Origin of the sequence: Colwellia sp. MB3u-55, from assembly GCF_014076785.1 — a bacterium.
In the GTDB taxonomy this organism is placed as follows: domain Bacteria; phylum Pseudomonadota; class Gammaproteobacteria; order Enterobacterales; family Alteromonadaceae; genus Colwellia_A.
Map to the genome: position 1 here is coordinate 65,157 of NZ_JACGUS010000119.1, position 14,583 is coordinate 79,739.

General features: G+C 37.5%; 6 protein-coding genes. 3 read left to right on the forward strand and 3 right to left on the reverse strand.

Going from position 1 to position 14,583, the window contains the following annotated elements; genetic code table 11:
• Positions 1–214: 214 nt before the first annotated feature.
• From csrA to H4J66_RS15035, 3 genes are all read right to left on the reverse strand, one after another.
• Positions 215–424 carry a carbon storage regulator CsrA gene (gene csrA, locus H4J66_RS15025; RefSeq protein ID WP_070375981.1) on the reverse strand — a complete coding sequence of 70 codons (210 nt, stop codon included), beginning with the start codon at positions 422–424 and terminating at the stop codon, positions 215–217.
• Between the two features lie 412 nt (positions 425–836).
• Positions 837–3,461, reverse strand: a complete 2,625-nt coding sequence (gene alaS / locus H4J66_RS15030) for an alanine--tRNA ligase (RefSeq protein WP_182175810.1) — start codon at positions 3,459–3,461, stop codon at positions 837–839.
• A 44-nt stretch (positions 3,462–3,505) separates the two neighbouring features.
• The gene (locus tag H4J66_RS15035) at positions 3,506–3,952 is read right to left on the reverse strand and encodes a regulatory protein RecX (RefSeq protein ID WP_182175811.1); all 447 of its coding nucleotides are present in this window, start codon (positions 3,950–3,952) and stop codon (positions 3,506–3,508) included.
• Positions 3,953–4,143: 191 nt separating this feature from the next.
• Here H4J66_RS15035 and H4J66_RS15040 point away from each other — a divergent pair, with 191 nt between their 5' ends.
• The 3 genes from H4J66_RS15040 to H4J66_RS15050 all read left to right on the forward strand — a co-directional run bounded on the left by H4J66_RS15040 (position 4,144) and on the right by H4J66_RS15050 (position 14,509).
• The gene (locus H4J66_RS15040) at positions 4,144–7,665 is read left to right on the forward strand and encodes a BACON domain-containing protein (protein ID WP_182175812.1); all 3,522 of its coding nucleotides are present in this window, start codon (positions 4,144–4,146) and stop codon (positions 7,663–7,665) included.
• Positions 7,666–7,936: 271 nt separating this feature from the next.
• Entirely contained in the window at positions 7,937–10,096 is a 2,160-nt protein-coding gene (locus tag H4J66_RS15045) for a M3 family metallopeptidase (protein ID WP_182175813.1), read from the forward strand.
• Positions 10,097–10,453: 357 nt separating this feature from the next.
• Entirely contained in the window at positions 10,454–14,509 is a 4,056-nt protein-coding gene (locus H4J66_RS15050) for a hybrid sensor histidine kinase/response regulator (RefSeq protein WP_182175814.1), read from the forward strand.
• The last annotated feature ends 74 nt before the right edge of the window (positions 14,510–14,583 follow it).

Here is a 14,583-nt window from a genome sequence, read left to right on the forward strand (position 1 = left end):
CAGTGGGTGCGAATACTAATGGATCGAGAAAATAAGTCAACAATATTTTCTATTTTTCTGTACTTTTAAATCTGTTTGCTGAGATTTCAACCAACAAGGCTATTTTTCAAGCTCAAAAAGATTATTGTCACTAAATTAATGCTAAAAAAAATTAATATTAGTCATTAAAAAAGTCGGCAATTGCCGACTTTTTTAATGAAGGTATTCAACAAAGCTAAAATTTATTACCTGTTTCGGCTTCGCTACTGTCACTTCCTGTTTTTTCTGCTTGTATGCGCATGTAAATTTCTTCACGGTGAACAGATATTTCTTTTGGTGCATTTACACCAATACGAACCTGATTACCCTTTACACCTAAAACAGTGACGGTAACTTCGTCACCAATCATTAACGTTTCACCAACCCTACGAGTTAAAATTAACATCCTAAATATCCTTTATGTTTAAAAGCCAGTCCACTAAAAAATTATAAGCTAGTAATAAATTTAGTTTAATTTTGGTAAAAGTACATAATAAAAATTAAAAACTTTGTAAAAAATAGTTACTTAAGTTCACTAAGACCCAGTTTTACCACTATTTACAAAGATTTTATTACCACAAGTGATAATCAGTTATTAACTTTGCACTTATAACCAATATTGGCATTCTAGCAAGCTTATTCAAGCAATAAAGTGATTTTTTGAAATTAATTATAACTATTTGTTATTATTAATATTGTAGTTAACGCAGGTTAACTCTGCATTAACAGCTAAGTAACCTAATTTGCTGTTTAAAAGATTTACCCACAAAAAAGGAGCTAAAACACTCCTTAATGAAATATATTAGCTTACTATAATATTACGATAACTGGTCAATTAACCATGCTTTCGCTGCGTCTAATGCCATAGGTAAATTCTCTGGTTTGCTGCCACCAGCTTGTGCCATATCTGGACGCCCACCTCCTTTACCACCAACATGCTGTGCTGCGGCATTAACTAAATCACCGGCTTTTACCTGTCCAGTGAGATCTTTAGTTACACCGGCGATCAAACCTACTTTTCCGTCTGATGCTGTGCCTAATAAAATGATCCCTGAGCCTATTTTATTCTTGAGTTCATCCATCATGCCGCGAAGCGCTTTAGACTCGATACCGGCTAAATCTGCAATAAGTACCTTAACACCATTAACATCTATAGCCTCACTGATTAAGTCAGAACCGGCTTGAGCCGCTACTTGCTGTTTTAGGATTTGAATTTCTTTTTCGAGTTGCTTACCGCGACTAATTAATTGCTCAACTTTTCCTGGCATACTCGCCACATCAGATTTAACCATTGAAGCAACTAAGCTTAGATTTGAACCTTGCTGCTCAGTAAAAGCAAGTGCACACTCACCAGAAACAGCTTCTATGCGACGAACACCTGCAGCTATGCCTGATTCTGACACTATTTTAACAAAGCCAATATCGCCAGTACGATCAACATGAACACCACCACAAAGCTCGGTAGAAAAACCACCTAAAGTAACCACTCGTACTTCATCGTCGTATTTCTCACCAAATAAAGCCATAGCGCCTTTTTCTTTAGCTTCGTCTATCTGCATTAAGTTGGTTTCACGAGACAAGTTATTACGTATTTCTTGGTTAACTAAACGTTCAACAGTTTGCAACTCTTGCGCGGTAACCCCTTCAAAGTGAGAGAAGTCAAAACGTAACTTTTCAGCATCACATAACGAACCTTTTTGCGTAACATGTTCACCCAAGACGCTACGCAATGCCGCATGAAGAAGGTGAGTAGCCGTGTGGTTTTTAACGATAGCTGCGCGTCGCTCGGTATTTATCTCCGCTTTTACTAGGCGATTTAAGCCAATATTTACGCGAGCAATTCCTTTATGAGCAAAGGCGTTACCCATTTTAGTGGTGTCGTGTACTTCAAATATACCGTCATCAATATGAAGAAGGCCTTGGTCTCCTGCTTGGCCACCAGATTCCGCATAAAAAGGTGTTTTGTCCAAAATAACAATGCCCTGCTCGCCTGCTTTTAACTCAGCAACCGACGCTTCGTTATTGAATAATTCAACAATCGTTGCGGAGAATTCATTACGGGTATAACCTTTAAACTGTGTGTTGTGATCAGATTTAAGCTGGTCGTTATAGTTAGAACCAAACTGACTTGCTTGCTGAGCACGTTCACGTTGAAGTCCCATAGCAATGTCAAAACCATTGTGGTCGACTTTTAATTGACGTTCTCGGGCAATATCTGCCGTTAAATCGGCAGGAAAACCATAGGTGTCATAAAGTTTAAAGGTATCGTCACCTGAAATAGTATCGCCTTTAAGGTTCGCTAAAATATCTTCAAGTAAGATCATGCCACGATCTAGCGTGCGGCCAAATTGCTCTTCTTCGATACGTAATATTTTTTCAATAACCGCTTGTTGGCTAATAAGCTCAGGGTAGGCTTCACCCATTTGCTTACCTAATGAAACAACTAGTCGATGAAAGAAGTGTGATTTTGCTTCTAATTTATGACCGTGGCGTACGGCACGTCGAATAATACGACGTAATACATAGCCACGACCTTCGTTTGAAGGCATAACGCCATCGGCTATTAAGAAGCTACATGAGCGAATATGATCGGCAATGACACGCAAAGATTTATGTTCTAAATCATTGCACTGTAATAACTCAGCAGTATCTTTAATTAAGCCTTGAAAAATATCAATTTCATAATTGCTATGCACGCCTTGCATTATTGCTGAAATGCGTTCTAAGCCCATACCTGTATCAACAGAAGGCTTTGGCAAGTTTTCCATGGTACCGTCAGCATGACGGTTGTACTGCATAAAAACTAAGTTCCAAATTTCAATAAAACGGTCACCATCTTCATCTGGTGAGCCTGGAGGTCCACCAAAAATATTTTCACCGTGATCATAGAATATTTCAGAACAAGGTCCACATGGCCCCGTATCACCCATTGACCAAAAGTTGTCTGACTCGTACTTTTTACTGGGTGACTTATCACCGATACGAATAATTTTATCTACCGGAATACCTATTTCGTCACGCCAAAAAGCAAAGGCTTCTTCGTCACTGTCATAAACAGTCACTAAAAGCTTTTCTTTAGGTAAAGCTAATTTGACGGTTAAAAATTCCCAGGCAAAACGTATAGCGTCTTGTTTAAAATAATCACCAAAACTAAAGTTACCTAACATTTCAAAGAAAGTATGATGGCGCGCCGTATAGCCAACGTTCTCTAAGTCGTTATGTTTACCACCAGCACGAACACAACGTTGTGATGAGGTTGCACGAGTATAACTTCTACTCTCTGCCCCTAAAAAAACGTCCTTAAAAGGAACCATACCGGCATTGGTAAATAATAACGTCGCGTCATTACCTGGAACTAATGAACTACTTGGAACAATTTGATGTTGCTTCGAAGCATAAAAGTCTAAAAAAGTCTGTCGTAATTGTGCACTAGTTTTAATCATGGGAATGTTCACTCTCTGAAAAGTTAATTCTTGAATTTATTCGTTTAATCGCTATGAGTATATTTAATCAATATCATGATTTCATCCGAAGAGAAACCTCGAGACTGCATAAATCGAATGCGTTTTAATTTATCTTTTTGATCTTTAATTGTACTTTCGCCAAAGCGTTTATTATACGCAAGCTCGGCTTGAAGATACCAATCAATTTGCTGATTTTTACTCAGTTCAACTATAATAGTATCGCAAACGCCTTTTTGTTCCAATTCATTGCTAATATAAAGCCAACCATAACCTTTATTAAGGCGGCTACCAAACAAAGACTCGGCAAAACGTTGGTCACTCAAATAGTTTTTTTCAATTAGAAATTCAAGGACTGGCGTAATTTCATCTTCACTGTGTTCACGAAATTTGAGCTTTTGCATTAACTCTTCATAAGAATGCTCGCGACGAGAGAGGATACCTACCGAACAATGTAAGATAGCTTTGTTCAATGATTCATTACCTTTAAAGACGTTTTACCGCTTATATTATCTTTAAATTAACAGATAATTATAGTGTTCAATTATTTAAATTTCAGATAAATAATAAGTTTTTACTTTGAGTGAATAATCACGCAGAATAAGTTGTTATAAAAGTAAGCGTAAAGTTTGCAGATAAACAGCAAAATAAAACAGGGATCTGTATGAAGGTATGTTTTAAGAACCTCAGTCAAATGTTCACCATTTTTTGTATGATATTATTGCTTTCTGCCTGTGGTGGTTCTAATGATAAATCAAAAAATTACGCCATTAACGCTGATGTTTCAACGATTAGCTTTAGCAATGAGATAATTACTGAGTTTGACGATTCAATAACCGTTAATGTTACTTTTGCTGGCGACGGTTTATTAGTGGGTTATGCCCCTGACTCCCAACCCGTGGGCTGGCTAGCCTTTAGAACTGAAAACCTAACCAGTAATTCTGCCACTGTTCATATTGATTTAACCCAAGCAGACCAAATTAATTTAGGTGAATACGTCACAAAGTTGCGTTTTTCAACGGGCGAACTCTCTGATAATGGCGCAACCTTAGTGCATCATGACATCAACGTTTCATTACTTATTTGGCAAGCAAATATAGATACTGAGCTGGTCAGTTTTCGTGGCACCTTTGGTGATGTCAGCATTCCAAGCCAAACAATCGCTATCACCAGTGAGAGTAATAACTGGCAGTTAAGCAGTGATATTGACTGGATAACTTTTGACATATCTTCAGGTTCCGGTGATGCAACAGTCACCGTTACCCCCAATATTAGCAGTTTTACTGCCGCGCAGTTATCAAGTGGGAATATTATACTCACCGAAACAACAACGGGTGATACTAAGCTTATCCCTGTAGAAGTTGGTTTAGATAATCAGTATTTATATGCCAACCAAGCCAGCTTAGCTTTTACGTCAACCGCGAATATTTCAGTGCTTGAGCAAACCATCAAAGTCAGTACCAACAGCAACGCTGAAATAAATTGGCAAGCAAGTTCTGCCTCAACCTGGTTAACCTTAACAAAACTCGACAATGACTTTCTTAAGGTTGCTGTTGATGTTAATGCCATGCCGGTAGCAGCGATAAATCAAACTGAAATAACCCTCAATGCCATTGAAAATGAAGTTGTTATGGGGCATGTTCTACCGGTATCATTATTTCAAAGTACTGAGCAAACAGAAACTAAAGTTATCACCGACATAGCCGCAAATATCGATACCGTAATAGCAGCACCTAACATGCCCTACTTTTATGTTGGCTCAGAAAACAACTTACTTGTTTATCAACAATATAGCGGTGAATTAATTGCAACCATCGCTATCGCTCCTGATAACACCCTACTTGAGCAATTTATTGTTCATCCTGACGGTAGTAAATTACTAGCAAAAGCGCTTGAAGTTGTTATCAATGAAGACGAGACCACCACTGAAGTTGTTCATCGTTATAATATCAATTTAAGCGATTATAGTTTTACTGAAGTTGCATCACCAACCATAGAGTTTGAACCTAGCCGTTACGTACAATTTTCTGGCCGATACTTTATTGTCACGCAAACACTTGAATATGCAGATGAAGAGTTACAACGCTTATTTTGGGATCGTGAGAATATCTTTTTCACCGCAACCATTGACCAAGCCAGTGAAACAGAAGCTTTATATGCACTAGACTTTCAAACAGCAACCTTAAATCGCTATAACGCAAAAATTAATGACTTCAGTCAAGATAAAATCATTACGACCTTAACCCATGAATATAAACCAGAACGGTTAGCTGAAGCCGATAGTATTTCAAGCTTTGTCGTTAATCATAACGAAACCGCGCTTTATCTTATTAGCCCAACAAGTGAATACATTAGCTTTGATGGCACCGCTTTTACCGATATGGGATTACTCAACCAAGCAGAGGGTGCAACGACGTTATTTGTTGAAAAGTCGAATAACAATTTTGCCCATTATCTGCGTTTTGTTCCCGCTAGCGGCTTCGTTGTGAATGTTTACAACCAAGCATCAGCACTGACTGCTACCATTGAAACTCAGGGACAACAGCCGACCAGCATTGATATTTCATCTGATAATAAACGCTTGTTAGTGAACGCGGTAAATAGTACTCAAATAGAAATGGTAACTTTAGCGCAGTTTGATGTGTCGGCATCTCAGTTGTCCTTTAATACTACCTTAGGCAATGCCAGCGTTGCTAGCCAGGAATTGACTATTTCAGGCGTGAGTGATTCATGGCAAGCAACAACAGATGTTTCATGGTTATCTTTTACTCAAACAACAACGCAAGAGAGTAAAACGCTTGTTATTTCCATTGATTCAAATGAGATCGTCGGTTGGGGTTTATTTACCGGTATCATTACTCTTACCGACCCAGAGACAGGTATCAATGTACAAGTAGTGGTTGAGTTAGCGGTTGATGAAATAAGGTTATTCAGTAACGCTTCAGCACTAACCTTTACTTCACAAGCGGACAAGTCAACGCTCAGTCATACAGTAGATATTGTCACCAATAAATCCAGTGCGGTAGCTTGGCAAGCACAAAGTAATGTTAATTGGTTAACGTTAACGGCTGATACCGTTAATAACACCCTAGCGATCGACGCCGATCCAAGCAAAATAACGACTAATGGTTTGTACTATGGCGAAATCACCTTAGCACCGGTCAATAGTTCTGAAAGCGTCAAGGGTACAATAAAAGTCAGCTTTGAAAAGGGCGACTTTGACACAACAAGCATCAGTGAAATTGTTATCACTGATATTACACCTAATACCTCAGCTGTCGTATTAGACCCACTGCGTCCTAATATTTATATCGGCCAAGGTGATGTGATAAAAGTGTTTAATATTATTACTGGCGCTGCAATAACAACGATTAATTCACCGCTTGGCGGTGTTGATTTAACCGACTTGGTTATTCACCCGGATGGCTCACTCCTGTTGGCTTCAAATAGTGAAAACTACAACGATGAAAATGGGCAGCCACAAACGCGTATTAATCATTATCAAATAAACCTTAACGATTTCAGTATTAACTTACTGCCAGCTGCTGACATAGATCTACAATTTAGGCCTAAAACTATCGCGATAGTCGCCGGTAAAGCCATTGTTATCAGTCAAGCGTTAGAATATGCAAACTTAGCCTTAGCGGTGCAGTTTTGGGATAGAGAAAACATTTTCAACTCACCCATCATCTATGACGTACCGGCAAGCAATCATGTTATTGCTTATAACGCTAACACTTCAGCATTGCTACAATATACCTTAGCGTATAATGCCTTTACTGCTGAAAGTGTTCAACAAATTGCCAGTAATGAAAATATTAACAGCGCTTATAGTGGCGTTTTATCAAATATAGTCACCAGTAGTCGTGGTGCAGATCTTTATACAGCGAGCACCACTTCAGAGTGGACAACTTTTGATGGTACAAGTTTTACTGACCAAGGCGTTTTGCGAGCGAGTATACGAACGGTTAACGTAGCCATTGACTCGGCTAATAATAGTTATTTCTATCGTTTCGATAGTAGTGGCGTTTTTATTCTCAGTAAATATGATGCAAACCAACAAGCCTTATTTACCGTTGGGTATACTGCCGGTTCTGTTGACAGTTATATATCGCCAAACTACCAGCGAATAATTCACTACAATTCGACTGCAAATAGCTTAGTACTTGATTATATTCCTGATTAAGCTTAGCTACATATTGCACTTATGTAATCCCGTGCTCGCACGGGATTTTTATTTCCGCTAAAGCCTACTTATTTTATTCTGTATTTTACAAAAATAATCAAGATAAAAGCTGACAACTTAACAATTCAGCTTTTTTAACCGGTTACTCACCGTTTTTAAACGTGCTGCGTCTTGTAGCTTGGTCGAGTGCAACATAGAATAAATTCATTAGCTTTGTCTATACGATATTAACAAAATCATTTAATTGTCTAACATTTAATAAAGGTCATTTATGAAAAAGCGCTTACTCGCCCCACTTGCTATTGCTATCACATTAGCCGGTTGTCAGTCGTACGACGATAACAAGAATCAAATCAAAGAAAGTCAGCAAATAATTAAAAAAGCTGAACATATAAATCCATTGTTCAGTGCATTTACTACGCCACACGGCATTCCCCCTTTTGATCAAATTAAAAAAAGTGATTACTTACCCGCATTTGAGCAAGCCATTAGTGAAAATAAAATAGAAATTTCCACTATCGCCAATGCTACTAACACAGCAACATTTGCAAATACCATTGAAGCGATGGAAAAGTCAGGTGATTTTCTTAACCGCGTCAGTAATGTATTTTACGGTTTAACCGGTTCAATGTCTGACGAAGAAATGCGCAATATTGCCAAAGCAGTATCACCACAATTATCAGCGTTAAATGACGATATTAATCTTAATGCAAAATTATTTGCTCGGGTAAAAACGGTTTATGACAAAAAAGATCAACTGAATTTACAAGTAAACGAATTAACCTTACTTGAGAAAACCTACAAAGGTTTTGTCCGTGGTGGTGCTAATTTATCAGACGCTGACAAAGTAAAATTACGCCAATTTAATACGCAATTGAGTGAATTAAGCTTAAAATTTGGCGAAAATTTATTACACGAAACGAACAGCTTTGAAATGGTTATTGATAACAAGGCTGATTTAAACGGTTTACCTGACGATATTATTGCCGCCGCCGCTGTTACGGCAAGCGACAGAGGCCATGAGGGTAAATGGGTATTCACCACTCATCGTCCTAGCAAAAATCCCTTTTTAACCTATGCAACTAACCGTAAATTACGGGAAACCTTATATAAAGGTTACACCATGCGCGGTAACAATGACGATGAGTTTGATAACAAGAGTATTGCTGCAGAAACAGCCAGCTTACGTTACCAAAAAGCACAGTTATTAGGTTATAAAACTCACGCACATTTTGTCCTTGAAAATGCGACGGCTAAAACACCTGAAAACGTATTTGGTTTATTAAATAAAGTATGGCCAGCCGCTTTAGCAAGAGCAAAAGAAGAGTCAGCTGATATGCAAAAGCTGGCTAACTCACAAGGCTCTAAAATTGAAATAGAAGCCTGGGATTGGTGGTACTACGCTGAGAAAATTCGTAAAGCTCGCTACGATATAGATGCAGCAGAAACTAAGCCTTATTTTTCACTTGAAGGGACTTTACAAGGTATTTTCTTCACTGCTGAAAAATTATGGGGCGTAACCTTTAAAGAACGCAACGACTTACCTAAATACCATGAAGATGTACGCACCTTTGAAGTCTTTGATAAAGACGGCAGCTATGTTGGTATTTATATGACTGACCATTACGTGCGCGAAAGTAAACGTGGTGGTGCTTGGATGAGCAGCTTCCGTAAACAACATCGTATGTATGGTGAAGAAGTTACCCCTATTATCTACAACGTATTAAATTATCCACGCCCGGTCGGTGATACGCCAACATTATTAACTTTTGATCAAGCATCGACCTTATTTCATGAATTCGGTCATGCAATTCAGGGCTTGTTGTCTAACGGTTATTACCGTTCACAAACTGGTACTGCTTTACCACGTGACTATGTTGAATATCCTTCACAAGTCATGGAAAATTGGATGACTGAGCCAGAAGTATTAGCAAACTTTGCTAAGCACTATAAAACAGGTGAAGTTATTCCAATGGCATTAGTTGATAAAATTCAAGCTTCAGGTAAATTTAATCAAGGTTTTGGTACCACTGAATACCTTGGTGCGGCTTTACTTGACATGAGCTGGCATTCTTTAGAAACAGCAGAGCTGCAAGATGCTGCCGTATTTGAGCAAAAGGTCTTATCTGAAATTGGCTTAATCAAAGAGATATCACCTCGTTATAGAACAGGTTACTTTTCTCATATATTCTCTGGCGGTTATTCATCAGGTTATTACGGCTACATTTGGTCAAATATCTATGATGCAGATACTTGGTTAGCGTTTAAAGAAAATGGCATATTCGATGAGAAAACTGCAGATTTATACCGTAAGCATATCTTAGAGCCCGGTGGTAGTGAAGATCCTACCATAATGTACCGTCGTTTCAGAGGTCAAGACCCTAAAGTTCAACCTTTGCTTGACCGTCGTGGTTTAACAACAACTAAATAACGTTAATCCTAATATTATTAATATCCGTTATTTAAGACTCCGTCATGCTGATACTAGATTTATATGAGTCTCAGCATGACGATTTAGAGTTAAAAAAGATATTAACTGAGATAGCGCTTTATAGTTGCTAAAAAAACCTAAGTACTTTTATTCCCATCCTGATATCATTGCCACTACTCTTGTCTTTAACGGGATAACGTCCAGTTTTTAAAATTTTTAATAAAAGTTTATTTGTATTGTTTATAACCTAATAATGTAATAATAATATTCTCTCAACGCCATATAGCTCACTAAAGTTAACCCCCCATTATGAAGTTAAAATCTGCTGTATTACTCATATTGAAAGGTTTTGTAAAAATGAGTATTATTTTCAATAACCGTAAAATAAAGTCTTCGCTGTTTTTATTTTTGCTGATACTTTTTCCTTCCTGCGTTTCATTCGCTGCAGTGCAATCAACTCGGTTTGAGCGTCTATCTATTGAAGATGGCCTACCACAAAGTGATGTAAATCAAATACTACAAGACAAACAAGGCTTCATATGGGCAGGGACTTCCAACGGGTTAGCACGTTATGACGGCTATACGTTTAAAGTATTTAAGCATAGTGGTAAAAATCAGAACTCACTAACAGGCAATGTGATTCGAACTATATTTGAAGATAAAAGTGCGAACCTATGGATAGGTACAGAATTTGGACTTAACCACTTTAATCCGAGAACTGAACAGTTTAGACACTTTCGTCACAATGCTAATAATCCAAATAGCTTAAGCCATGATGTTGTCAATGCAATAACTCAAGACCGCTTAGGCAATATCTGGATAGGTACTCGGGGCGGACTTAATCGTTTTGATCCAAAAACAGGGCAGTTTACTCATTATAGATATAATATAAATAATCCAAAGAGTTTAAGCCATAATAATGTCTGGGCAATATTAGAGGATAATAATGGCGAAATTTGGGTTGGCACTCATGCTGGTCTTAGTCGCTTTAATACAAAAACTGAGCAATTTACTCATTACTTTCACAGTGCTAACGACCCCAATAGCATAACTCAAGGAACAGTTTGGTCAATAATTACCGATAGGCAAAATAATCTTTGGATAATTACTGAAAACGGCTTAAATCGATTTAGTCTACAAACTGAACAATTTACTCATTACCGCCATGACAGTAATAATTCTAATAGTTTAAGCGATGGAGTAATTTTAACCTTAGCGGCTGATAAAAAAGGCAACCTTTGGATTGGGACAAGTATAGGATTGAATAGACTGAACCTTAAAACTGAGGTTTTCACCTATTACCGTCATGAAGAGGCAAATATAAACAGCTTAGGCTATGGTCGTATTATGGCTATCTTAGAGGACAGAGAAGGTAATATTTGGTCAGGGACTGACAAAGCGGGTCTTAGCCGCTTCAATCCAATAATAGAACAGTTTGGTCATTACCGTCGAGATATCCTTACCCCCGCAAGCTTAAGTAGTAATTGGGTTGCTGCGATCGTTGAAGACCAGCAAGGCAATCTTTGGGTGGGTGTTGATTCAGAAGGCATCAATCGCTTTAATAAAAAAACTCAGCAGTTTGAGCATTATAGTATAAATAAAACTAGCCCAGAAAATGTAAGTAATAACTGGGTTAACGCGATAACTAAAGATTACCAAGGCAACATTTGGTTTAGCTCTAAGAGTGCATTAAATAAATTCACCCTCAAAACTGAAGTATTCAGTACGTATCGGCATAATTTGGACAATTCAGACAGTTTAGGTAGCAGAGGCATCAAAGCGATAACTGAAGACAGCCAAAATAACCTTTGGGTAGGTACGGCTAATGGTCTAGATTATTTTATCCCTAAAACTGAAAAGTTCAGGACCTATCAGCATAGTGAAGTTAATTTGAACAGTTTGAGCCATAACTATATTTTAGCAATAACTGAAGACAGCCAAAAAAATCTTTGGGTGGCTACTGCTGAGGGCCTTAATTATTTCAATCATAAGACTGAAGTATTTACTCATTATCGACATGATATGGCTCAACCAAGCAGTTTAAGCCATAATTATATTACCTCAATAGCTTTAGATGACGAAGGTAACCTTTGGGTAGGTACTATGAATGGTCTCAACCTTATGGATATGAAGTCGGGGGAGTTTGCACGTTTTACTGAAGAGGACGGATTACCTGATAGCACCATTTATGCAATAGAGATTGATGAGCAAGGTTATTTATGGATAAGTACCAATCAAGGCTTATCTCAATTTAACCCCAAGTCTAAAACGTTTAAAAATTATGATGTTGGCGATGGCTTACAAAGTAATGAATTTAATGCTGGCGCTTCTTATAAGAGTGACAGTGGCGAATTGTTTTTTGGTGGTATTAATGGTTTTAATCGATTTTTTCCTAATAAGCTAATTCAGGATAACAATAAACCTGTGGTCGTTTTCACCGAAATGCTATTGTTGAATCAATCAGTCGCTATCGATGCCAATAAAGAACACGATAAAAATAAGGCAAAACCTGAAGATGGTACATTTTTTTTGGAGAAAGGGATCCATGCAACATCAGCGATCACTTTAAGCCACAAAGAAAATTTAGTGGCGTTTGAGTTTAGTGCTTTACATTTTTCTGCCCCGAAAAAAAATCAATATGCATACAAGCTTGAAGGTTTTGATGACCATTGGATAATGACCGATTATAAAAATCGCCGAGCAACATACACAAATCTATCTGATGGTGAATACTTACTAAGAGTAAAAGCAAGCAACCCTGATGGTATTTGGAATGAAGAAGGTGTTTCACTTAAAATAACCGTGCTACCACCGTTCTGGAACTCTTGGTGGGCATATACCTTATATTTCATCTCATCTTTGCTCATATTAGTCTTTTTCATTAAGGCTCATCAAAAAAAAGCAATTTTTGAACGTGACCTTATTAAGCAATTAGAGCATCAAGTTTCCACACAAACGGCTTCAATCAAACAAGAATCGAAAAAGGTTATTAAAGCGAATGAAGTTAAATCTCAATTCTTAGCGAATATGAGCCATGAGATAAGAACACCTTTAACCTCTATTATTGGCCAAACTGAAGCGATATTACATGGTGATATTGATAACAGTACTGATAGCATAAAAGTCATATATAATAATAGCTTGCATTTATTGAGCTTATTGAATGATACCCTAGATTTAAGTAAAATAGAGGCAAATAAATTTGAATTAGAAATAACGGCCTTAGATCTCATACAAATACTTGTCGACATTAAAAATATTTTCTCAGAACAAGCTAAATCTAAGGGCTTAAATTTCACTATACACCATACTTTGCCCTCCCCTTTTATGATCAATATTGATGGCTTTCGTTTAAAGCAAATTCTTATTAACCTTTGTTCAAATGCCATTAAGTTCACTGAAAAAGGGGATGTTGCTATTGAAATATACGCGCAGCATTATAATCATATCAACGAATTAACCTTCAAAATACGTGATACAGGCATAGGTATCAGTGATGAACAATTAATAAGAGTGTTTGACGCCTTTACACAAGCAGATACCAGCATTAGTCGGCGCTTTGGTGGCTCAGGTTTAGGGTTAAATTTATCTGAAAAATTAGCTGACTTCATGGGGGGAATAATCGATGTTGAAAGTGAGATAGGTCAAGGCAGTATTTTTACCTTGATATTACCCTTTACTCCCACCAGTTCAACTGAGATTGTAAAAGAATTCGAAGTAACAAAGAAGACCTTCAGTGGCGCTATTTTATTGGCTGAAGACCATGATGATAATAGGCATTTAATGAGCAGGCTACTGACCGGACTAGGTTTTGAGGTTTATACTGCGACAAACGGCTACGAAGTAATAGCGTCTTACTTTAAAAATAAACCTGATTTAATCTTACTTGATATTCAGATGCCAAAAATGGATGGTATAGAAGCGATAAAAATTCTAAGAGCTAGAGCTTGTGAAGTGCCGATTATTGCATTAACGGCAAATACCTTAGCCAAAGATCTAGAACAATATTTAGCGCTAGGATTTAATGGATTTCAAGCTAAGCCTTTTGAGCGACAAACCTTTATCAATACCATCGCTAAGTATTTTGAACAGCCTATCAAAATTAGCCACGAAGACAGTAGCTCGCTAACTAATAGCAGCATTGATATATCTGATTTGGTTGCTAAATTTGAAGTGGGTTTAATTGCAGAACATAAAAACTTCATATTGTTGAATCAAACGAATGATAATGATGCACTTGCTAAGCAAGCACATAAACTAGCTGGAGCCGCACAAATGTTTGGTTATAACAACATAACACGAGTCGCAATGAGCTTAGAGTCCAATATTAAGAGAAAAAATTATGCCGCTATTAAATCTAGCACCCATGAGCTTATTGCGGCGTTATTAACGGTTATTAACAAAAGCGACTGATAACGTTTCTCATCATTTTATTGTTAGCACATTTGAAGCATATTAATTAGGCTCTTAGCACCATATCCTACTGA

What these genes read in the sequence shown, in the direction of transcription:
- csrA (WP_070375981.1), bottom strand. Translation starts at nt 424, where the DNA reads ATGTTAATTTTAACTCGTAGGGTTGGTGAAACGTTAATGATTGGTGAC.
- alaS (WP_182175810.1), bottom strand. Translation starts at nt 3,461, where the DNA reads ATGATTAAAACTAGTGCACAATTACGACAGACTTTTTTAGACTTTTAT.
- H4J66_RS15040 (WP_182175812.1), top strand. Translation starts at nt 4,144, where the DNA reads ATGAAGGTATGTTTTAAGAACCTCAGTCAAATGTTCACCATTTTTTGT.
- H4J66_RS15045 (WP_182175813.1), top strand. Translation starts at nt 7,937, where the DNA reads ATGAAAAAGCGCTTACTCGCCCCACTTGCTATTGCTATCACATTAGCC.
- H4J66_RS15050 (WP_182175814.1), top strand. Translation starts at nt 10,454, where the DNA reads ATGAGTATTATTTTCAATAACCGTAAAATAAAGTCTTCGCTGTTTTTA.